Source organism: Nocardia yunnanensis (assembly GCF_003626895.1).
GTDB lineage: Bacteria > Actinomycetota > Actinomycetes > Mycobacteriales > Mycobacteriaceae > Nocardia > Nocardia yunnanensis.
Genome location: NZ_CP032568.1, coordinates 4,121,413 through 4,141,189, shown reverse-complemented (window position 1 = coordinate 4,141,189; position 19,777 = coordinate 4,121,413). Strand labels below are relative to the sequence as shown.

23 protein-coding genes, 1 pseudogene and 1 riboswitch are annotated in these 19,777 nt (G+C 69.5%); of the genes and pseudogenes, 12 read left to right on the top strand and 12 right to left on the bottom strand.

The features are described 5' to 3' along the window. Positions 1-50 precede the first annotated feature (50 nt). Positions 51-1,178, top strand: coding sequence for an NADH:flavin oxidoreductase (locus D7D52_RS19420; RefSeq protein WP_120738385.1), 1,128 nt, complete (start codon positions 51-53; stop codon positions 1,176-1,178). Between the two features lie 83 nt (positions 1,179-1,261). Then, the gene (locus D7D52_RS39250) at positions 1,262-1,405 is read left to right on the top strand and encodes a hypothetical protein (RefSeq protein ID WP_246023161.1); all 144 of its coding nucleotides are present in this window, start codon (positions 1,262-1,264) and stop codon (positions 1,403-1,405) included. A gap of 43 nt (positions 1,406-1,448) precedes the next feature. On the opposite strand, the pseudogene D7D52_RS40355 reads toward D7D52_RS39250, so the two are convergent. Both D7D52_RS40355 and D7D52_RS19410 read right to left on the bottom strand, forming a co-directional pair. After that, positions 1,449-1,988: pseudogene (locus tag D7D52_RS40355) on the bottom strand (phosphotransferase); the annotation flags it as partial. Positions 1,989-2,184: 196 nt separating this feature from the next. Then, entirely contained in the window at positions 2,185-2,520 is a 336-nt protein-coding gene (locus D7D52_RS19410) for a putative quinol monooxygenase (RefSeq protein ID WP_120738381.1), read from the bottom strand. Positions 2,521-2,575: 55 nt separating this feature from the next. Between D7D52_RS19410 and D7D52_RS19405 the strand changes: the two genes are divergently transcribed. Beyond that, entirely contained in the window at positions 2,576-2,911 is a 336-nt protein-coding gene (locus tag D7D52_RS19405; RefSeq protein WP_120738379.1) for an ArsR/SmtB family transcription factor, read from the top strand. Positions 2,912-2,913: 2 nt separating this feature from the next. Here D7D52_RS19405 and D7D52_RS19400 read toward each other — a convergent pair whose 3' ends face one another. Continuing rightward, positions 2,914-3,219 (bottom strand): hypothetical protein, encoded by a 306-nt coding sequence (locus tag D7D52_RS19400; RefSeq protein ID WP_246023160.1) that lies wholly within the window; start codon positions 3,217-3,219, stop codon positions 2,914-2,916. Between the two features lie 183 nt (positions 3,220-3,402). Beyond that, positions 3,403-4,374 carry an alpha/beta hydrolase family protein gene (locus tag D7D52_RS19395; protein ID WP_246023159.1) on the bottom strand — a complete coding sequence of 324 codons (972 nt, stop codon included), beginning with the start codon at positions 4,372-4,374 and terminating at the stop codon, positions 3,403-3,405. Positions 4,375-4,459: 85 nt separating this feature from the next. Here D7D52_RS19395 and D7D52_RS19390 point away from each other — a divergent pair, with 85 nt between their 5' ends. The 3 genes from D7D52_RS19390 to D7D52_RS19380 all read left to right on the top strand — a co-directional run bounded on the left by D7D52_RS19390 (position 4,460) and on the right by D7D52_RS19380 (position 6,584). Continuing rightward, entirely contained in the window at positions 4,460-5,686 is a 1,227-nt protein-coding gene (locus D7D52_RS19390) for a winged helix DNA-binding domain-containing protein (RefSeq protein WP_120738375.1), read from the top strand. Positions 5,687-5,858: 172 nt separating this feature from the next. Further along, positions 5,859-6,317: a tellurite resistance TerB family protein gene (locus D7D52_RS19385; protein WP_162958409.1), complete on the top strand. Its 459-nt coding sequence runs from the start codon at positions 5,859-5,861 to the stop codon at positions 6,315-6,317. Positions 6,318-6,401: 84 nt separating this feature from the next. After that, positions 6,402-6,584, top strand: a complete 183-nt coding sequence (locus D7D52_RS19380) for a hypothetical protein (RefSeq protein ID WP_120738371.1) — start codon at positions 6,402-6,404, stop codon at positions 6,582-6,584. A 58-nt stretch (positions 6,585-6,642) separates the two neighbouring features. Here the strand turns inward: D7D52_RS19380 and nadC are convergent, their stop codons facing one another. The 3 genes from nadC to nadA are packed head-to-tail and all read right to left on the bottom strand — an operon-like array spanning position 6,643 to position 10,238. Beyond that, positions 6,643-7,503 carry a carboxylating nicotinate-nucleotide diphosphorylase gene (gene nadC / locus D7D52_RS19375; RefSeq protein WP_120738369.1) on the bottom strand — a complete coding sequence of 287 codons (861 nt, stop codon included), beginning with the start codon at positions 7,501-7,503 and terminating at the stop codon, positions 6,643-6,645. Beyond that, positions 7,500-9,164, bottom strand: coding sequence for an L-aspartate oxidase (locus tag D7D52_RS19370; RefSeq protein ID WP_120744264.1), 1,665 nt, complete (start codon positions 9,162-9,164; stop codon positions 7,500-7,502). The genes nadC and D7D52_RS19370 overlap by 4 nt, the downstream gene beginning before the upstream one ends. A 33-nt stretch (positions 9,165-9,197) precedes the next feature. After that, positions 9,198-10,238, bottom strand: coding sequence for a quinolinate synthase NadA (gene nadA / locus D7D52_RS19365; protein WP_120738367.1), 1,041 nt, complete (start codon positions 10,236-10,238; stop codon positions 9,198-9,200). 77 nt (positions 10,239-10,315) lie between these two features. Here nadA and D7D52_RS19360 point away from each other — a divergent pair, with 77 nt between their 5' ends. Both D7D52_RS19360 and D7D52_RS19355 read left to right on the top strand, forming a co-directional pair. Beyond that, positions 10,316-11,074, top strand: a complete 759-nt coding sequence (locus D7D52_RS19360; protein WP_120738365.1) for an NUDIX hydrolase — start codon at positions 10,316-10,318, stop codon at positions 11,072-11,074. Positions 11,075-11,183: 109 nt separating this feature from the next. After that, a complete protein-coding gene (locus D7D52_RS19355) occupies positions 11,184-13,229 on the top strand; it encodes a WD40 repeat domain-containing serine/threonine protein kinase (RefSeq protein ID WP_120738363.1) in 2,046 nt (681 codons plus the stop codon). Between the two features lie 4 nt (positions 13,230-13,233). Here the strand turns inward: D7D52_RS19355 and D7D52_RS19350 are convergent, their stop codons facing one another. The 5 genes from D7D52_RS19350 to bioB form a co-directional block, all read right to left on the bottom strand. Further along, positions 13,234-13,614 (bottom strand): VOC family protein, encoded by a 381-nt coding sequence (locus tag D7D52_RS19350; protein WP_120738361.1) that lies wholly within the window; start codon positions 13,612-13,614, stop codon positions 13,234-13,236. Between the two features lie 30 nt (positions 13,615-13,644). Then, positions 13,645-13,815: a hypothetical protein gene (locus tag D7D52_RS37855; protein ID WP_162958408.1), complete on the bottom strand. Its 171-nt coding sequence runs from the start codon at positions 13,813-13,815 to the stop codon at positions 13,645-13,647. A 99-nt stretch (positions 13,816-13,914) separates the two neighbouring features. Further along, positions 13,915-14,622: a DUF2567 domain-containing protein gene (locus tag D7D52_RS19345; RefSeq protein ID WP_162958407.1), complete on the bottom strand. Its 708-nt coding sequence runs from the start codon at positions 14,620-14,622 to the stop codon at positions 13,915-13,917. Beyond that, positions 14,622-14,837, bottom strand: coding sequence for a biotin synthase auxiliary protein BsaP (gene bsaP, locus D7D52_RS19340; protein WP_162958905.1), 216 nt, complete (start codon positions 14,835-14,837; stop codon positions 14,622-14,624). Before bsaP ends, D7D52_RS19345 begins: the two co-directional genes overlap by 1 nt. Positions 14,838-14,968: 131 nt before the next feature. Further along, a complete protein-coding gene (bioB, locus tag D7D52_RS19335) occupies positions 14,969-16,006 on the bottom strand; it encodes a biotin synthase BioB (RefSeq protein WP_120738357.1) in 1,038 nt (345 codons plus the stop codon). Between the two features lie 112 nt (positions 16,007-16,118). Here bioB and D7D52_RS19330 point away from each other — a divergent pair, with 112 nt between their 5' ends. The 4 genes from D7D52_RS19330 (at position 16,119) to D7D52_RS19315 (ending at position 19,775) form a co-directional block, all read left to right on the top strand. Then, on the top strand, positions 16,119-16,703 hold the full coding sequence (locus D7D52_RS19330) for a TetR/AcrR family transcriptional regulator C-terminal domain-containing protein (RefSeq protein WP_120738355.1): 585 nt from the start codon (positions 16,119-16,121) through the stop codon (positions 16,701-16,703). A gap of 39 nt (positions 16,704-16,742) precedes the next feature. After that, a riboswitch (cobalamin riboswitch) is annotated at positions 16,743-16,874 on the top strand. A gap of 35 nt (positions 16,875-16,909) precedes the next feature. After that, positions 16,910-17,941, top strand: a complete 1,032-nt coding sequence (locus tag D7D52_RS19325) for a FecCD family ABC transporter permease (RefSeq protein ID WP_120738353.1) — start codon at positions 16,910-16,912, stop codon at positions 17,939-17,941. Continuing rightward, positions 17,938-18,732 carry an ABC transporter ATP-binding protein gene (locus D7D52_RS19320; protein WP_120738351.1) on the top strand — a complete coding sequence of 265 codons (795 nt, stop codon included), beginning with the start codon at positions 17,938-17,940 and terminating at the stop codon, positions 18,730-18,732. The genes D7D52_RS19325 and D7D52_RS19320 overlap by 4 nt, the downstream gene beginning before the upstream one ends. Next, positions 18,729-19,775: an ABC transporter substrate-binding protein gene (locus D7D52_RS19315; RefSeq protein ID WP_246023157.1), complete on the top strand. Its 1,047-nt coding sequence runs from the start codon at positions 18,729-18,731 to the stop codon at positions 19,773-19,775. Before D7D52_RS19320 ends, D7D52_RS19315 begins: the two co-directional genes overlap by 4 nt. Positions 19,776-19,777: the final 2 nt, after the last annotated feature.

Here is a 19,777-nt window from a genome sequence, read left to right as displayed (position 1 = left end):
CTTGAAGTTCTCAACCATCTAGGTTGGCAAGTAGCCCTGAGGAGCAGCCAGTGACCTCCATCGTCTCCGACGCGTCCCGCACGGCCCGACTGCTGTCCCGGCCCATCACGCTGAACGGGCTGACCGTCCCGAACCGGATCGTGATGGCGCCGATGACGCGCATGTTCTCCCCCGGCGGGATTCCCGGCGACGATGTGCGGTCCTACTACGCGCGTCGCGCCGCCGCGGGCGTCGGGCTGATCGTCACCGAGGGCACCTATGTGGGGCACGAGTCGGCCGGGCAGAGCGATCGGGTGCCGCGGTTCCACGGGGAGGAGCAGCTGGCGGGGTGGGCCAGGGTGGCCGCGGATGTGCACGCCGCCGGCGGCACCATCGTGCCGCAGCTGTGGCACATCGGCATGGTTCGCAATCAGGGCGAGCCGCCGTTCGCCGACGCCCCCGCGGTCGGCCCCTCGGGCATCCGTGTCGATGGCACCGAAGGCACGGGCAAGGCGATGACCGCGGCCGATCTGGACGATATCATCGGCGCGTTCGCCGAGGCCGCCGCGGCCGCCGAGCGCATCGGTTTCGACGGCGTGGAACTGCATGGCGCGCACGGCTATCTGCTCGATCAGTTCCTGTGGGAGCGCACCAACCGCCGAACCGATTCCTACGGCGGCGATTCCGTGTCCCGCACCAAGTTCGCCGCCGACATCGTCGCCGCCGTCCGCGCAGTCGTCTCCCCCACCTTCCCGATCATCTTCCGCTACTCGCAGTGGAAGCAGGAGGCCTACAGCGCCCGCCTCGCCGAAACCCCCCAGCAACTCGAAGCCATCCTCTCCCCCCTGGCCGCCGCCGGCGTCGACGCCTTCCACGCCTCCACCCGCCGCTACTGGCTCCCCGAATTCGCCGACTCCGACCTCAACCTCGCCGGCTGGACCAAAAAACTCACCGGCAAAACCACCATCACAGTCGGCTCTGTCGGCCTGGACGGCGACTTCCTCCGCGCCTTCACCGGCGAAGGCGCCCCCCTCGGCAACCTCGAAAACCTCCTCGACCGCCTCGAACGCGACGAATTCGACCTGGTAGCCGTAGGCCGCGCCCTCCTCCAGGACCCGGAATGGGCCGCGAAAGTCCTCGCCGGCCGCACCGCCGATCTAGAGCCCTACAACCCCGCCGCCCTCAAAACCCTCAGCTAATACCCCTTCCACCCCAACGGTTTTCGACCGCTGGGGTCATGGAGTGTTCCAGCACCACACCGAGACCTGAAGTTTTCGAGCGCGTGCCGCAGCAACCGGCTGTCGCCAACAAGCACGGCGGCGGCAGCCAGCTGCAGCGGGAAGCTCGCTCGATGCCGGAGAGCGCGGTCGAGCAGGTAACGATCGTTGGTGAGGGTGGCGACAGCGTCGGCCCCGAAAAAAACTGATCAGCGAAGCCAAATCCATTGCGGGATCCCCAATACAGCAGTGATCGAAGTCGATGACCCCACTGACTCCTTCATCACTCCACAGCACATTGTGTGGCCCGAAATCCCCATGCACGAACCCGAACTGCGCGTCCGCCTCGGCGGCAAGCAAGTCCTCCACAACCACCCGTGCAACCCTGGCCACCTCAGGCACAAGACCCGCTATCACCTGATCTTCGACAATGTCAGGCCAACCCCGCCCGCCGCACCAACTACGCGGCGCAGGCAAAACACCTTCCCCCACAACAATTTCGACCTCGTGCAGCTGACGCATCAGCTCCCCCAGCCCGCCGCCGAGCGCCTCCCATCCCCAGTCACTCCGCTCCGCCCCCGGCACGACGCTAACCAACATCCCCGAGTAACCGCCCCGATCGACCACCGTCGAAAGCGGCCGCGGACACTCGACAGGCAGCGCGAGCCCTTCCAAGGCACTCAGCACCGCATGCTCCCGAGCCAGCCGCTCCGGCTGGGTCCCGTGGCACGACACCCGCGCGACCGCCGTACCCGTCACCGCGACATGGTGAAAACATCCCTTGCGCAACATGGCCCGCGCCCAGTCATGGTCAGGCCAGACGTCAGCCAGCCAAGGAATCACACCATGTTCAGCCATCGCTGCGCCGCCAGGAAGCTGTAGTCACCGCTGACCCGAGTCGCATGATCATTCCAACGCCCTTGGGGCGGTGCGAAGTTCCGAAAACTCGCGCCGGACGCGACAGCGTGGCCGCCGAGACCCCTCACCTTCACATGGGGCGGGGGTAGGGGCTTTGCATGGACAGGAAGCGGATTTCGAGGTCTTGTTCGAGGTAGTCCATGCGGCGGTTCCAGAAGTCGCGCATGTGTGGGAGGGCTAGGTGGCGGTCTAGATCGTCTTTGGAGCGCCACACCTCGTAGAAGACGAAAGTGGTTGGGTCGTCGGCATCTTCGTGGAAGTGGTATTCCAGGGCTCCGGCTTCCTCGCGGGTGGGTGCGACGAACGACAGCAGTAGTTCTTTCAGCTCTTGGGCACGGTGTGGTTTGGGCCGGGCGAGTCCCATCAGCGCGAAGGGAACCCGGTCGATAGGTACGATGCTTGTCATACCTCGGACGATAGCGAGCGGCGAGGTACGATGCAAACCGTACCTAGGAGGTGGGATGCCCGACGTCGAACGGTCGGATGCCGACGAGATGGAGTTGTCGGTGGTGTTGTCGGCGCTGGCGGACAACAACCGGCTCGCGATCGTATGCGCGCTGCTCGCCGATGCCGAAGGGGCGGAACGACATTGCAGTTCGTTCGGACTGCCGGTGACGAAAGCCACACTGACACACCATTTCCGAGTGCTGCGCACGGCAGGCTTGATCCGCCAGGTGAATCGCGGCAACAGCAATATGGCGCAATTGCGCAGGGCCGAGTTGACGGCGCGCTTCCCCGGCCTGATCGAACTCCTCGAGGCCGAAAACCGCCGGCGCGCCGCCACTTCCAGTCATTAGGCCTAGCTCAGCCACCGTTGCGCCGCGTCGACGCTGTCACCGCCGGTGGTGTTGAATGCGATTGCGGCGCCGGGGGCGTGCTGCCGGACAAGGTTGACCACCAGTTCGAAGAATGTCAGCAGAGGCTCCGGCTTGCGGATGCCGCCGCCGATGACGACGACATCCCAGGCACGCTCACGGAGGGCATCGACCAATGCGGGCTCGGCCGATTCGTTCAATCCCACCAGTGTCATCGAGGCCTCGATACCGTGGTCGGCGAACCGGGCGAGTTCCGCGTCGAGGGCGGCGCGTATCGCGTCGCCATCCATGCCGGGAACCAGGTGGGGGTCGATGCCGAGTACGAGTGCGGATCGCATGATCATCACAACGCCCAGGGGCCGGCACGTGGTTCCCCCGCCGCACGCTACGAATTTCCGTGATCGTCCAGCCAATTCGTCACGAGCGAGGTGGGACTGCGGTGCGGGCGCTCGCCCAGTTCTAGTGCGGGGTGGTCAGGCGGCGCATTTGGCGTTGGGTGGGGCGGGTGGGGCGGTGTTGGTGTTGGTGGCGGCGTCTATGTAGTAGTCGGGGGTGCCGGTGAGGGGTTCGGTGTCGAGGAGGAGGCGTTGGACTACGCAGCCGGATTCGAAGAAGACGGGGTTGATGCCGTGGTCGCCGGGGACGATGTTGCCCTGGAGGTCTCGGCCGGTGGCGATGGTGTACATGGAGGTGGGTTTGCCGGCGAGGGTGAGGGCGGCTCGCATTTCGAGGGAGGAGGAGTAGGGGACCAGGGGGTCGGCGGTGCCGTGCAGGAGGATGGCGCGGGCGACGGCGATGCGGTTGGCCATGAGGACCGGGGAGCGGTCGATGTAGGCCTGGGGGCAGGTGAAGGGGGTGCAGTTGCCGGCGTCGCGTTCGATTTCGGGGCGGAGGGATTTGCCGGCGAGATTGGCTTCCAGCCAGGCGGTCACGTCGCCGGCGTGGCCGAAGGTGTCGACCCAGTAGTCGTAGGTGCCGGGCGGCGCGTAGGCGGCGGCGAGGCCGCTGGTGACACCGCCTTGGCTCCAGCCCCACAGGATGGTGGGGCCACCGGGATGGTCGCCGCGATACCACTGGGTGGCGGCGACGGTGTCGCGCCAGCCGGCCCACACGTTCCATTCGCCGGTGCGCCAGACACTGCTCTCGGACCGCTGGTCCATGGTGATCAGAGCCGCGCCGGTGGCGCGGACGATCGAGCTCAGGTACTCCGGGAAGTCGGCGGCGCTGCCGTCGTGCCCGTGCACGGCGACGATCAAACCCCGTGCGCCGCCGTCGGGTTCGTAGACGCGGCCGGTGGCGGTCTCGCCGTCGACGGTGAGGCTGACGGGGCGCATCGAGACGCTGTCGGCGGGCGTGGCCGTTCCGGACGGCGCCGTGATCAGCGTCGCCGCGAGCACGCCCACGAGCACGCCGACCGCCCGAAACCCTCGCCATCGATCACCCACCCCGGCATCGTCGCATGTGAGAGACCGCGGATCGGGCATCCACGCCGCAGCGCCGGAATCCGAGAATCCACGCTAGGATTCGACCATGCGTTCGATGGGTGTCGCGGAGCGGCGGGCTCGGATCGGGGTGCGGCATCGGCTGGCCGCGGAGGCGCGCAGTGACGATGTCGGCGAGGTGGTGCGGTCGCTGGTGGTGCTGCACGCCACGGATCCGGCGACGGTGTATCTGTCGGTCGCGGCGCGGGGGATCGTGAGTGAGCCGGGGCAGGTGGAGAAGGCGCTCTACGACGATCGGACGCTGCTGCGGATGCTGGCCATGCGGCGGACCATGTTCGTGGCGCCGGTGGAGCTGGTGCCGGTGTTGCAGGCGTCGACGGCGGATGCGTTGGCGCACAAGCAGCGCAGGACCTACAGCAAGTATGTCGAGCAGTCGGGGCAGGTGCCGGAGGACATCTCCGCGTGGTGGAGCGAGGTGGAGGCCGAAACCCATGCGGCCCTGCTGAACCGGGGCAGCGCGACGGGGGCGCAGCTGAGCAAGGATGTGCCGCGGTTGCGGACGCAGGTGGACACCGCACCGGGCAAGCCGTATTCGAAGCCGACGAACATCACCACCTGGGTGCTGGTGACCTTGGGGTGCGAGGGCCGGATCGTGCGCGGGCGGCCCAATGGAACCTGGGCCAGCAGCCAATACACGTGGGCCCCCATCGAAGCCTGGCTGCCGCAGGGTATTCCGGCGCTGCCCGCCGAGGAGGCGAGGGCCGAGCTGGTGCGGAAGTGGTTGCGCGCCTTCGGCCCCGCCCCGGTGAGCGATATCAAATGGTGGACCGGCTGGACGCTGGGCGAGGTGCGCAAGGCGCTCGCGCTGGTGGACACCGTGGAGGTGGATCTCGACGGCCAGACCGGCCTGGTGCTCGCCGACGACCTGGCGCCGACACCGGAGCCGGAGCCCTGGGCCGCGCTGCTGCCCGCGCTCGATCCCACGCCGATGGGCTGGCAGTCGCGCGACTGGTATCTGGGCGAACACAAATCGGCGCTGTTCGACACCAATGGCAATGTCGGCCCCACGGTCTGGTGGAACGGCCGCATCATCGGCGGCTGGGCGCAGCGCCCGGACGGCGAGATCGTCTGGCGGCTGCTCGAGGACGCCGGCTCCGAAGCCGAAAAGGCGGTAGCCACTGAAGCCGAAAAGACGGTAGCCGCCGAGGCCGAAAAAGCCATTGCCGCCGAGGCCGAACGCCTGCGCGGCTGGTACGGCGACGTGCGCCCCATCCCCCGCTTCCGCACGCCCCTGGAGCGCGAACTCGGCGCGTGACGGGAGAACCGTTGCGGCAACAAAACATTCTGTGATGTTGCTGTACCCGTGTATTCGGAGATTTTCTGCGGGCCTACCGGGCGCCCGGCTGTTACTGTCGGATTCGTTGTTCGCACAATCCGGACCCGGACTCGGGGAGGTCCGCGGGTTCGGCGAGTTCCCGGAGTGTGTCATGGCGTTTTCGAATCGGCTGGTCTCCCCGGCTGCCCCGCACCGCGATTCGACGGCGGCGCCGGCCGCCCCCGAGGCGTGGGGTGAGTCCTTCCGGGATGCCGCGGTCGCCCTGTGCGCGGCGCTCTCGGCGCTCGACGGTCGCATCGATCCGGCCGCGCGCATGCGGGTCGCGCAGATGGTCGGCGCGCACGAGGTGCTGGGCCGGCTGTCCACCGACGAGCTGCGAAACCTGTTCGAGGACAACTGCGCCCGGCTCATCATGGATCCCGCCTTCGGCCACGCGTACGCGATGGCGCAGATCGCCAAGGCCACCGGGCGCCCCGATCAGGCGCGGGCCGTGATTCGGATCGGACAGACCGTCGGGCGAATCGACGGCATCCTCGACGCCCACGCGGTCACGGTGATTCGCGAGGCTTGTCAGGTATTGCACTTGGACCCACACGAATTCGGTCTGTAAACCCCTCTGGCTTTTGCTGGACAGTGGCCGGGCGCGTCCCGCATTCTTGGATCGTTTGATGCCTAGCGAGGAGATTCACTCTGCATGGCGATTCAAGGGTTCCTCAATATTCTGCTCGACACCGTTCACCCGAATCGGGGCTGGCGTTACTGCGCCTGGTGCGAAGGCACCGGGGCCGCAGGCTATTCCGAGCACGGGTCGGCGATTCTGTGCACCGGCTGCGGCGGCATCGGCTGGCTGGTCGACCCGCCGGTCTACCGCCGCTGACCAGCTGATTCGTCCCCGGCGCCAGACACACCGGGGACGAATCCGGCGAAAACACTTTTCACATATCGAGTCCGAGGTCCAGGACCCGGACCGAATGGGTGAGTGCGCCGACGGACAGATAATCGACGCCGGTGCCCGCGTAATCGGCCGCCATCTCGAGCGAAAGTCCGCCCGAGGACTCGAGTTTCGTGCGCGGCGATCGAGTATTGCGGCGCTGCACCGCCGCCTGTGTCGCCCAGAGCGGGAAGTTGTCCAGCAGTACCAGTTCCACGTCCTCGGCGAGCACCTCGTCGAGCTGCTCCAGGCTGTCCACCTCGACCTCGCACTCGATCGACGGGTTCAGCTCGCGCACGGCGCGCAGCGCGGCAACCACCGAGCCAGCGGCCACCACGTGGTTGTCCTTGATCAGCGCCGCGTCGCCGAGACCCATGCGGTGATTGACGCCGCCGCCGACCCGCACCGCGTACTTCTGCAGGGCGCGCAGGCCCGGAAGCGTCTTGCGGCTGTCGCGAATCCGGCAGTCGGTGCCCGCGACCGCGTCCGCCCACTGCGCGGTGGCGGTGGCGATACCGGACAGGTGGCACACCAGATTCAGCATGGTGCGTTCGGCGGTGAGGAGCCCCCGGGTGGGCGCGACCAGGCTGAGCACCGTGTCCCCCGGCTGCACCCGCGTCCCGTCCGGCACCCGCGCGGTGACCTCGTAGTTCCCCGCGCCCAGGACCTCGTCCAGCACCAGCAGCCCGACATCCAGCCCGGCGACCGTCCCCGGCTGCCGGGAAGCCATGTCCGCCTTGGCGACCGCGTCCGCGGGCACCGTGGCCATGGTCGTGATGTCCGGCCCGTAGCGCAGGTCCTCTTCGAGGGCGGTGCGAATCAACGTGACCACGGCATCGCGGTCGAGTCCGGTGTCGAGGGTCATGACGGCACTCCTTGTTCGATGACTTGCGTTGCGCCACCGGCGTCGAACCCGTCGGTGACCAGTTTCGGTCGCCCGTCGGATCCGAGCCGCACGGCGGTACTGCGCCGCGACTGCTCGTGCGGCTCCGGATAATCCGAGCGGGTGTGGCAGCCGCGGCTCTCGGTCCGCGCCGCCGCCGCGACCAGCAGCGCCCGCGCGGTCACCGTGAGCGCCGAATCCTCCAGCTCCCGAATGATCGCCGTCGCGGAATCGGTCGGCCCGCCCGCGTCCCCGGGCCCCCGCTCGACGGTGATGTCCGGGGCGGCGTTGTCGGAGATCAAACCGACCATGCGCAGGATGGCGGCGCGCAGGCCGTCACCGTCGCGGACGATGCCCGCGCGTTCGGTCATCAACTCCTGGAGCAGTTTTCGATCCGCGCGGGGGAAGCGCAGCGGGCCGACCTCGGTGATCGGGGCCGCCACGCCCCGGCGTTCGGCGGCCGCCGCGCCCGCGCGCCCACCGACCACGAGACCTTCCAGCAGGCTGTTGGAGGCCAGCCGGTTCGCGCCGTGCAGGCTGGTGCGGCCGACCTCGCCCGCGGCGTACAGTCCCGCGACCGTGGCGCGGCCGTGGGTGTCGGTGCGGATGCCGCCGCACTGGAAGTGGGCGGCGGGGGCGACGGGAATCAGGTCCACGGTGGGGTCGATGCCCGCGGCCAGGCACGAGGCCGTGATGGTCGGAAAGCGTTGCGGGAAGCCGTCGATCGCGCGCCCGTCGAGGAAGACGTGGTCGGTCCCGAGTGCGGCCATGCGGGCGGCGATGGCGCGGGAGACCACATCGCGCGGCGCGAGATCGCCCAGGGGGTGCACGCCCGCGGTCACCGAATCGCCGTCGGTGTCCACGAGAATCGCGCCCTCGCCGCGCACCGCCTCGCTGATGAGCGGACGCCGCCCGAGACCACCCGGCGTGAACAGCACCGTCGGATGGAACTGCACGAACTCGAGATCGGAGACCAGCGCCCCGGCCCGCAGCGCCAGCGCGATGCCGTCGGCGGTGGCGCCGGCCGGATTGGTGCTGCACGCGTACAGCTGCCCCAGACCACCGGTGGCGAGCAGAACGGCGGGCGCGTGGACGATGCCGAATCCCTTGTCCGACACCGCGACGACCCCGCGCACGCCCTCCGGCCCGGTCACGATGTCGAGCACCGCGGCGCCGAAGACGACCGGCATGCCCGCGGCATTGAGCGCCCGCTGGACCTCCGCGCCGGTGGCGTCGCCGCCCGCGTGGATGATCCGCCGCGTGCTGTGCCCGCCCTCGCGGGTGCGCGACACCTGCCCGTCGCGGCCGAGGTCGAAGACCGCGCCCAGATCGGTCAGCGCCGCCACCGCCTGCCGGCCGCCCTCGACGATGGAGCGCACCGCGTCCTCGTCGCACAGTCCGGCCCCGGCGACCACCGTGTCGCGCACATGGGATTCCACCGAATCCCCGTGCGGCGCGACCACGGCGATGCCGCCCTGGGCGTACTGGGTGGAGGTGTCGGTGGGCCCGCCCTTGCTGAGGGTCAGCACCCGCAGCCCGCGCAGCGACGCGGTGCGCGCGGCGGTCAGCCCGGCCACGCCACCACCCACGACCACGAGGTCCGCCTCGGCTTCCCAGGTGATGGAAATCGATGTATTCACCATGTTCATCCCTCCCCTGACGGGGGAAGGCGGGAGCTATTCGCCGCCGCCCGGATTGCCGATCGCGATCATGCGCTGCACCGAATTACGAGCCAGCGCAGCGGTTTCGGGATCGACGTGGACCTCGTCGCGGTTCTCCACCAGGCAGCGGAGCAGGGCGGCGGGCGTGATCATCTTCATGTACTGGCAGGAGGCGCGGTCGTTGACCGGCTGGAAGTCGATGCCCGGCGCGGCCTTGCGCAGCTGGTGCAGCATGCCGACCTCGGTGGCGACCAGCACCTGATTGCTCTTGGCGGCCTTGGCGGCGTCGATCATGCCGCCGGTGGACAGGATGTGCACCCGGTCGGCCGGGAACTCCCCCGCGCCCGCCAGGTACAGCGCCGACGTGGCGCAACCGCATTCGGGGTGCACGAACAGTTCCGCGTCCGGGTGGGTGCGGGCCTGCTCGTTGAGCTCGTCACCGTTGATGCCGGCGTGCACGTGGCATTCGCCCATCCAGATGTGCATGTTCTCGCGGCCGGTGACGCGCTTGACGTGCGCGCCCAGGAACTGGTCCGGCAGGAACAGCACCTCGCGGTCGGGGTCGATGGAGGCGACCACGTCCACGGCGTTGGAGGAGGTGCAGCAGATGTCGGTCAGCGCCTTCACCGCGGCGGTGGTGTTGACGTAGGAGACCACCAGCGCGTCGGGGTACTCGGCCTTCCAGGCGCGCAGTTCCTCGGCGGTGATGGAGTCGGCCAGCGAGCAGCCCGCGCGCTGGTCGGGGATGAGGACGGTCTTGTCCGGGCTGAGGATCTTGGCGGTCTCGGCCATGAAGTGCACGCCGCAGAACACGATGGTGTCCTCGGGCGCCTCGGCCGCGATCCGCGACAGTGCCAGGGAGTCGCCCACGTGATCGGCGATGTCCTGGATCTCGGGGAGCTGATAGTTGTGCGCCAGGATGGTGGCATTGCGCTCACGCGCCAGTCGCTTGATCTCCGCGGCCCATTCGGGGGTGGCGTCGACACCGGTGAATCCCGACGGACCGTCTGCGATGCGCTCGGTCAGCGTCATCGTCGCGCCCACTGCTGCAGCCATGGGATGGCTCCTTCTCTCATGCGTTCGGCCACCTCGCCGATTCGCATCCAACCGGTTTTCGACTTAGGATCGAAAACGTGGCCCATCGTAGCACCATCCACGAAACGCTCACCGCCGTGTTCCAGGTTCGTCGCTTTCCGGACACCATCAGTGCAGGTGAGAGCGCTAGCGTCGGTCGGATTTCGGTTTCCGACCGCTGCCCGCCCGGCTGGCACACCGAATTGGCGGTACTGCTGTGGGAACGCGCGCTCGATCCCGCCAAGGGAACCTGGTCGCTGCCGGGCGGCCGGCTGCGCGACGACGAGGACCTCGACTTCTCCGCGGCCCGGCAGCTCGCCGAGAAGGTCGACGTCCGCGAGCTGAGCCACCTCGAGCAGGTGTGGGTGTTCAGCGATCCGGACCGGGTGCCCGGCGACCGGCGCATCGCCTCGGCGTATCTGGGCCTGGTGCCGATGACCGCCGAACCGGTGCTGCCGCACGACACCCGCTGGCATCGGGTCTCGCACCTGCCGGCCATGTCCTTCGATCACGGCACCGTCGTGCGCCACGCCCGCAACCGCCTGGCCGCCAAGCTGTCCTACACCAATATCGCCTTCGGTCTGGCGCCGGATACCTTCACCATGTCGACCCTGCGTGAAATCTATTGCGCCGCCCTGGGTTACGAGGTGGACACCACCAATCTGCAGCGGGTCCTGTCCCGCCGCAAGGTGATCACGCCGACCGGCGAGACGGCCTCCCCCGGTCGCGCGGGCGGCCGTCCCGCGGCGCTCTACCGCTTCACCGACTCCGAGATCCGGGTCACCGACGAATTCGCCGCACTGCGCCCGCCGGGCTGAGCCGGCGCGATCGGCTCGCGCGTATCCGGTCGCTGCGTTACATTTCCCGTTGTCCCGCACCGGTTCTTGGGGTGCGGGATGTGTCTATCGGGGAGGATCGGAAGTTCCGGTGTTGCGGTCGGGCCAGAATTTTGCCGGATACTCCATCGAGCGCATGCTCGGCGTGGGCGGGATGGGCGCGGTGTATCTGGCCCGTCATCCGCGCATGAACCGCCGGGTGGCGTTGAAGGTGCTCAATGACGATCTGGCCGCGGATCCCAAGGCGCGCTTGGCTTTCGACCGCGAGTCGATCCTGGCCGTCGAGCTCGATCACCCCAATATCATTCCCATCTACGATCGCAGCGGACCCCAGGATCCGGCGCTCTGGCTGGCCATGCGCCACATCAATGGCGGCGACGCCTCCTCGCTGCTGACGCCGTGGCCCGAGGGGCTGCCCGTGGAACAGGCGATCCGGCTGATCACCGATGCCGCGCACGCCCTGGACTACGCGCACAGCAAGGGCGTGCTGCACCGCGACGTGAAACCGGCCAATCTGCTCATCGAGCAGGATCCGCGGGTCGGAGAACGCGCTATGCTCACCGATTTCGGCATCGCCCGCACCCTCGACGACACCACCACGAATTCCGGTGTGGTGGCCTCGCTGGCCTACACCGCGCCGGAACGCTTCACCGATCAGCGGCCCACCGACCATCGCGCCGACATCTACTCGCTGGGCTGCACCTTCTATCAACTGCTCACCGGCCAGCCGCCGTTCCCGCGCACCAGCCAGGCGGCCGTGATCGCGGCCCATCTGGGGCAGCCTGTGCCGTTGACCACCACCCGTCGGCCCGATCTGCCGCGCGGACTGGACTCCGTGATCGCCACCTCGCTGGCCAAGGATCCGGAGCAGCGCTATCAGACCTGCGCCGATCTCGCCGACGCCGCGCACCGCGCGCTCGGCTACCGACGGGCCGCCCCGCCGCCGCGCGCTACCCCCGCCGCCGAGGCAGTCGAGAAGCCCGCACCCGCAACGACATTCACGGCCGCCACCCCGGAGGTCACGAACTCGCGGCCCGTGACCGCAGAGGCGACGGCCGCGGCCACCGCCGATCGGCGGATCAGCCGCCGCTCCCTGCTGATCGGCGGCGCGATCACCGTCCCGGTCACCGCCGCCGTGATCACCGCCGCCGTCACCCAATTCGATTCCGGCGGCGGCACGGCCAACAGCGCCGCCCCATCGGCGGCCGTCACCCCGGACACCGTCCTCACCGGACACACCGACGGGGTTCGCGCGGTGGCCTTCAGTCCCGAAGGCGCGCTGCTGGTTTCGGGCAGCCTCGACCAGACCGCGCAGGTGTGGGAGGTGTCCGCCCGGCGAGCCGGCGGAGCGCCCATCTCGACCGGGCACCCCGTGCAGACGGTGGCCTTCAGTCCCGACGGCTCACTGCTCGCGACCGCGGGCGGCGCGAAAGGCGAATGGACGACCCAGCTGTGGGACGTGCTCGCCCGCCAACCCGACGGACAGCCGCTGAATCCGGGTTCCTGCACCGGAATCGAGACCACCGCCTTCAGCCCGGACGGCACGCTGCTGGCCGTCGGACGGCGCGTCGGCAACGGCTCCGCGATCCAGCTGTGGAACACCCGCACCCGGCAGCTGGACGGCCAGCAGCTCGACAGCGGGAACGCGACGGCCGCCCTGGCCTTCAGCCCGGACGGCACCCTGCTGGCCGCGAGCCAGGGCACCGGCATCGACAGCAAAGTGCGCCTGTGGAATACGGCGACCCGCCAACCGCTCGCCACCGACCTGACCGGACATCTCGGCGAGGTGGTGTCGATCGCGTTCAGCCCGGACGGCGCCCTGCTGGCCACCAGCAGCCTGGACACCACCGCGCGGCTGTGGGATGTGCGCGCCCGGCAACCGATCGGACCGCTGACCGGTCACGTCGGCGCGGTCTCCACCGTCGCCTTCAGCCCGGACGGCCGCTGGGTCGCCACCGGCGGCGTCGACAAGACGGTCCGACTGTGGGATGTCGCCTCCCGCAATCGCATCGGGCAGCCGTTGACCGCGCACACCGATCGGGTGACGTCGGTGCGCTTCAGCCCCGACGGCACCCTGATGGCCAGCGGCAGCCAGGACGGCACCGTCCGGCTGTGGCGGCTGAGCACAACCCGCTGAGCGGCTACCGGGCCCCGGTTTCGGTGACGTAGAAGCGGTTTCCGTCCGGGTCGCGGAAGCTGAACATCAGCGGCGCGGTTTCCCAGGCGAGCAGCTCGCCGACGGCAAGGCCGAGTTCGGTGAGGGTGGCGTGGGCGGCGCGGGCGTCCGGGGTGGCGAGGCGGACGCCGGTGTCGATACCGGCCGGCAACTCCGAGCCGGATTTCACCAGGGACAGCGTGGTGGCGCCGCCGGGCAGGCTGAGTTCCAGCCAGCGGAAGCCGGGCTGGAGTTCACGATCGAAGGTGGTCTTCAGACCGAGGGATTCGAACAGGGCCTTGGCCGCGTCCTGATCGGTGACGGGCACGGCAACGGTCAGCACGGAGCCGAAGATCGGTGTGGTCATACGAACCAGGACGGCGCGAGCCCGCCCGATTCATCGATCGCGGTCGCGGTCGCGGTGTTTGGTGGTGCGCCGGTAGCGGCGGCCGTTCGGGATCGGCTGGGCGGCACTGGATCTGCGCAGTTCGTGGCGCTGGCGCCAGGCGGCGAGGTCCGGGCGCTCCGGCGGTGCGGGCGCGCCGGTTTCGGCGGGTGCGGTCTTCATGGGGTCCCCCGGGTACGGAGTGTTCGCGGACGGGAACACGGTACGAACTGCAACGCCGGGGATCCAGTGAATATTGCGGCGGCCGGCGGCAGGGGGAACTCAGCGGGTGACGTCCGAATCGGGGGTTTCGAAGGGCACCACGGGATCTCGCGGCGTGAACTGGGTGCCGGCGTTGGAGCCCGGGTAGGGGCCGTAGCTGATGGCCGAACCGTACTGCGGCGGGGCGACGACGGCGGGTTCGGGGCGCTGGCCGCCGAAGGGCAGGTAGTGGCCGGAGCCGAGATCGTCGGCGGTGCTCAGGGCGGTGAGCAGCAGCACCACGACGGCGGCGGCGAGGGGCTGGGCGATGAGGGCGGCCCAGCCCTCCACGGACGGCGCGAATTCCACGATGGTGTGCACCGGCGGATGTTTGGGCCGCGTGTGTAGTTGTTCGGCCAGCGCCTCGCCCACGATCTTGGCCGCGAAGGCGCCGGCCAGCGAGCCGAACAGGATGCCGCACAACAGGATCGGGCCGCGCACCCGCCGCCAGCGCCAGGCCGCGGCGGTGCCGACCACGCCGACGGCGATGCCGATCAGCACGAACAGCGCGAGCGCGTCGAAACGGTGCATGCTCTCACCGGTCAGCGCGGCGCCGCGGTCGGGTTCGACCACCAGCAGCTGCTCGGCGGGCGCCAGCAGCGCCCACACCACCCCGGCCGCCGCGCTCACCGCGACGAGGGCGGCGAACACCACCGCCGCCGCGCGGGCCTCCCGCATCAGGACGTCGACGCGTAGTCCGCCCGGCTCGGCGGTGAGTGTGGTTGCCACTAGCGATGTTCCAGGGTCGCGGAGTCCAGTACCCCGTGGCGGGAGCATTTCGCCCACCAGCCGTCGGGGCTGACCTGCACGATCATGCGGCGTCCGCACTGTTCGCAGAAGCGCGGGGGCTCGAGGCCCAGCGCCGCGGCGGCCGGGACCGCATCCTCCAGACCCGGAACGATCCGCTTACCCGTGAAAGGGTTGTAGCGCTCCTCGATGTCCACGATCACCTCGATGGATCCTTCGTGTCTACATGGATAGCGGGCTGGGGCCTCGGAGACCGTACCGCTACGGTACCGGTTTTCCAAGGCCCGCCCGTCTCAGCGGGTTTCGTAGCGGGCACAGTGCCCGGGGCTCAGAAGGATTCGTTGAGCGCCTTGATCGGCATCTTCAGCTCACCCAGCAGATCGATGTCGGCCTCGGCGGGCCGGCCCAGGGTGGTCAGGTAGTTGCCGACGATGACGGCGTTGATGCCCCCCAGAATGCCCTGCTTGGCGCCCAGGTCGCCGAGGGTGATCTCGCGCCCGCCCGCGAAACGCAGGATGGTGCGCGGCAGCGCGAGGCGGAACGCGGCGACGGCCCGCAGCGCGTCCGAGGCCGGGAGCACCTCGAGGTCACCGAAGGGGGTGCCCGGGCGCGGGTTGAGGAAGTTCAGCGGCACCTCGTCGGGCTCGAGTTCGGCCAGCTGCGCGGCGAATTCGGCACGCTGCTCCAGGGATTCGCCCATGCCGAGAATGCCGCCGGAGCACACCTCCATGCCGGCCTCGCGGACCATGCGCAGGGTGTCCCAGCGCTCGTCGTAGGTGTGGGTGGTGACCACGTTCGGGAAGTGCGAGCGCGCGGTCTCGAGGTTGTGGTTGTAGCGGTGCACGCCCATGGCGGCCAGCTGATCGACCTGCTCCTGGTTGAGCATGCCCAGCGAGCAGGCGACCTGAATGTCGACCTCGTTGCGAATGGCCTCCACACCCGCGGCGACCTGCGCCATCAGCCGCTCGTCCGGTCCGCGCACCGCGGCCACGATGCAGAACTCGGTGGCGCCGGTCTTGGCGGTCTGCTTGGCGGCCTCGACCAGCGAGGGGATGTCCAGCCACGCCGCGCGCACCGGGGACTGGAAAAGGCCGGACTGCGAACAGAAGTGGCAGTCCTCCGGGCAGCCGCCGGTCTTGAGCGAGATGATGCCCTCGACCTCGACCTCGGGACCGCACCACTTCATGCGGACGTCGTGCGCCAGGCCGAGCAGCTCCTCGAGCCGGTCGTCGCCGAGGCGCAGCACCTCGAGGGTCTGCTCCTGGGTCAGGCCGACGCCCCGTTCGAGCACCTGCTCGCGGGCGATGGCGAGAATGTCCTCGCCTGCTGTGCCAACAGCTTCCGTGGTGACGGCTGCCTGAGTCATGTCCGCGCGAATCCCTTCGTCCGGCCGCGTGTGGCCGAGCAACTTGAACGGTGTTCAGGGTAGGCTAGCAGCCGGGAACGTGAGCCGGAACACGAGAGGGTCGGGTTTTTCAGTGCAACTCCATCGCACGGACGTGGTCGACGGGGCCATCGCCATTCTCGACCAGTACGGGCTGGCCGATCTGACCATGCGCCGGCTGGCCACCTCCCTGCACGTGCAGCCGGGCGCGCTGTACTGGCACTTCCCCAACAAGCAGGCGCTGCTGGGCGCGGTCGCCGACCGCATTCTCGCGCCCATGGACGAGCCGGTGATCGCCGAGGAATGGTCCAAGCAGATCACCGAATTGGCGCACCGGCTGCGCGAATGCCTGCTCGCCTACCGCGACGGAGCCGAGTTGGTGTCGGCCACCTACGCCTCGCGCCTGACCACCAGCAAGGGCCGGGAACGCTTGGCCAGCTCCGCGATTCGCGCCGGCATGACCCGCGAGGAAGCCGAACTCGCCGCTTACACGCTGCTGTACTACGTCCTCGGCCAGACCGTCGACGAGCAATCGCGGATCCAGATGGATTCCATGGGCGCACTGGCCGAAGAACATTCACCGCTGCACGACGCCACCGACCCCACCTCCCGCTTCGACTTCGGCCTGCAACTCTTCGTCAGCGGCATTCGTCACCTGCTCGGCAGCCGCGTGCGCTGACGGTCCGCCGCGAATCGGCGCCCCGTCCGATTTGCGAAGTTTCTGGACGGTAGAGTCGGTGCCGTCATCGACGGCGAGTGCGGGAATCCGGTGGGAATCCGGAACGGTCGCGCCACTGTGAGTGCGGTTCTCGGACCGCGCGAGTCAGACCTCCCTCGCCGCGCAGATCTCTGGAGAGGCCGCGTGTTGCCCGAGGAGCCCTCGCGATGAGCCGTGCGCGGACATCGCTCGCCCTGCCGTTGCTGGGATTGCTGCTGATCGCGGCCATGGTCGTCGCGACCGGGTTCGGGGCACAGCGGATTCCGGTGCGAGACGTGGTCGAGGTGCTGGGACAGCGACTACGCGGCCAGGTGCCCGCGAACGCCGGACTGGACACCATCGTGTGGCAATTGCGGGTGCCGCGAACGATTCTCGCCGCGATCGTCGGCGCCGGATTGGCGGTGGCGGGGGCGGCCATGCAGACGCTGGTGCGCAACCCGCTCGCCGATCCGTATCTGCTGGGCGTGTCCTCGGGCGCGGGCGTCGGGGCGGCGGCGGTCATCACCTCGGGCCTGTTCGCCGGGGCGGGACTGTGGGCGCTGTCGGCGGGTGCGCTCGCCGGGGCGCTGCTGGCGGCCGCGGCGGTGTTCCTGATCGCCCTCGCCCAAGGCGGGCTCACCCCACTGCGTTTGGTGCTGACCGGCACCGTGCTGGGTTCCGCGTTCGCGGCGTTCAGCAGCTATCTGATCTTCCGCAGCAGCGACCCGTCGGCCGCGCAATCGGTGCTGTTCTGGCTGCTGGGCAGCCTCGCGGGAGCGGATTGGACCCGAATCCTGTTGCCCGCCTGTGTGGTAGCGGCCGGCCTCGCCGCGCTGCTGCTGGCCTCGAACTGGCTGGACGCCCTGAACCTGGGCCCCGACACCGCAGCCTCCCTCGGAGTTCCCGTGCGCGAGTTGCGCATCGCCCTGTTCATCCTGCTGGCGATCCTGGTCGGTGTCCTGGTCGCGGTCTCCGGCGGCATCGGCTTCGTCGGACTGGTGGTCCCCCACGCCGCCCGCCTGGTGATCGGCCCCCGCCACCGCGCCCTCCTGCCCGCCAGCGCCCTGTGCGGCGCGCTCTTCCTGGTGGCCGCCGATGCCGCCACCCGAATTCTGGTCCGCCCCACCGAAATCCCGGTCGGCGTCCTGACCGGACTGATCGGTGCTCCCGCCTTCCTGCTTCTCATGGGCCGCCGCAGTTACCGATTCGGTGCCGCATGACCGCCCGTGAGGCGGGCGGCCTGGTGGTCTGCGGGCTGGGCTGCGCCGCCGGCCGGCGGCGGGTGATCGAAGGCGTCGACTTCTCGATCAGGGCCGGCGAAACGGTGGGCATCGTCGGCCCCAACGGGGCGGGCAAGACGACACTGCTGCGCACGCTGGCGGGGCTGAGCGCGCCGGTCGCGGGCACCGTGACGGTGGACGGCGGGCTCCTGCATCGGGTGTCGCCGCGGGAGCGGGCACGGCTGGTGAGCCTGGTGGGGCAAGACGAGCGGCCGCCGGACGATCTGCTGGTCGGTGAGACCGTCGCGCTCGGTCGCACGCCGTATCTGCCGCCGTGGGGCGCGAGCGGTCCGCGGGAGCGGGATGCGGTGGCGGCGGCGTTGCGGCAGGTGGATCTGGCCGGATTTGCGGGACGGGCGATGAGCAGGCTGTCGGGCGGGGAGCGGCAGCGGGTGCTGCTGGCCCGGGCGCTCGTGCAGCGGACGCCGATCCTGCTGCTCGACGAGCCGACCAACCATCTGGACATCACCCATCAGCTGGAATTGCTGGCGCTGACACGGGAATTGCCGCGCACCGTGGTGATGAGCCTGCACGACCTGACGCTGGCCGACCGCTACTGCGACCGCGTGCTCGTGGTGCACGACGGTCGCGCGCATCCGCTGCGACCGCCGGAGACCGCCCTGCGCGCCGAGGTCCTCGCGCAGGTGTTCGGCGTCCGGGCGCACCGCGTCCCGAACCCGGACGGGGGCGGCACCCACTTGATCATCACCGGACGAAAGGCACTGTCTTGACCAAGGTTTCGGAATCCCCCACCCGAGTGCGCGTGCGGGCGGCGGTCGCGGTGCTCGCCGCGACCGCCGCACTCGCCGCCTGCTCGTCGCCGCGGGCGGCCACCGGCCATCTCGCCGTGCGCAATTGCGGTGTGGAGCAGAAGTTTCCGTCGCCGGCGCAGCGGGTGTTCGTCAACGACGGAAACCTCATCTCGATGGTGCTGGCGCTGGGCGCGCAGGATCAGACGGTGGCGGTGTCGAGCCTGAAGCGGGACGCGGATACGCTGCGCAAGCATTACGGCGACAGCGTCGACACGTTGAATTCCGTTGCGCCGGACTACCCCTCGCGCGAGACGGTGCTGGCGCAGCGGCCGGATGTGATGGTGGCGGGCTGGAATTACGGGTATTCGGAGGCGGCGAATCTGACGCCGGATTCGTTGCGGGCGGCCGGGGTCGCGCCGTACGTGCTGACCGAGAGCTGCCGCCGGCCCGACGGCGAACGCGGGGTGGTGGACGCGTGGACGGCGCTGCGCACCGATCTCACCGCGCTGGGCGCGATCACCGGGCGCACGGACCGCGCCACCCGGGTCACCGGTGAGATCGATCGACGGCTCGCGGCGCTGCAGGCCGCCCCCGCCGCCGCGAAACGACCCACCGTGTTCGTCTTCGACAGCGCCTCCGACACCGTCATGTCCAGCGGGAAATTCGGCGCCCCGCAGGCGATCCTGGATGCGGCGGGCGCGCGCAACGCCCTCGACGACGTCGCCGACACCTGGACGAAGGTGTCCTGGGAGCGGATCGCGGCCGCCGACCCGGACGCCCTCGTGTTCGTCGACTATCCCCCGCAGACCTTCCAGCAGAAGGTGGATCTGCTGCGCGCCAAGCCCGGCATCCAGAATCTGCGCGCGGTCACCGAAGGCCGCTTCCTGAACCTGCCGTACGCGCTGTGGACCAGCGGCCCGTTGAACATCGACGCCGCCGAGCAGGTGCGCGCCCAGCTGGAACGCTGGAACCTGGTGCCCGCCTCGGGAATTCGGCCCGCCTCCGACGATACGGTCCGCTAAAC

Bases quoted from the DNA above. Each gene is read 5' to 3' on its own strand.
- D7D52_RS19410 (WP_120738381.1), bottom strand. From the start codon at position 2,520: ATGACAAGCATCGTACCTATCGACCGGGTTCCCTTCGCGCTGATGGGA.
- D7D52_RS19405 (WP_120738379.1), top strand. From the start codon at position 2,576: ATGCCCGACGTCGAACGGTCGGATGCCGACGAGATGGAGTTGTCGGTG.
- D7D52_RS19400 (WP_246023160.1), bottom strand. From the start codon at position 3,219: ATGGATGGCGACGCGATACGCGCCGCCCTCGACGCGGAACTCGCCCGG.
- D7D52_RS19390 (WP_120738375.1), top strand. From the start codon at position 4,460: ATGCGTTCGATGGGTGTCGCGGAGCGGCGGGCTCGGATCGGGGTGCGG.
- D7D52_RS19385 (WP_162958409.1), top strand. From the start codon at position 5,859: ATGGCGTTTTCGAATCGGCTGGTCTCCCCGGCTGCCCCGCACCGCGAT.
- D7D52_RS19380 (WP_120738371.1), top strand. From the start codon at position 6,402: ATGGCGATTCAAGGGTTCCTCAATATTCTGCTCGACACCGTTCACCCG.
- nadC (WP_120738369.1), bottom strand. From the start codon at position 7,503: ATGACCCTCGACACCGGACTCGACCGCGATGCCGTGGTCACGTTGATT.
- D7D52_RS19370 (WP_120744264.1), bottom strand. From the start codon at position 9,164: ATGGTGAATACATCGATTTCCATCACCTGGGAAGCCGAGGCGGACCTC.
- nadA (WP_120738367.1), bottom strand. From the start codon at position 10,238: ATGGCTGCAGCAGTGGGCGCGACGATGACGCTGACCGAGCGCATCGCA.
- D7D52_RS19350 (WP_120738361.1), bottom strand. From the start codon at position 13,614: ATGACCACACCGATCTTCGGCTCCGTGCTGACCGTTGCCGTGCCCGTC.
- D7D52_RS37855 (WP_162958408.1), bottom strand. From the start codon at position 13,815: ATGAAGACCGCACCCGCCGAAACCGGCGCGCCCGCACCGCCGGAGCGC.
- bioB (WP_120738357.1), bottom strand. From the start codon at position 16,006: ATGACTCAGGCAGCCGTCACCACGGAAGCTGTTGGCACAGCAGGCGAG.
- D7D52_RS19325 (WP_120738353.1), top strand. From the start codon at position 16,910: ATGAGCCGTGCGCGGACATCGCTCGCCCTGCCGTTGCTGGGATTGCTG.
- D7D52_RS19320 (WP_120738351.1), top strand. From the start codon at position 17,938: ATGACCGCCCGTGAGGCGGGCGGCCTGGTGGTCTGCGGGCTGGGCTGC.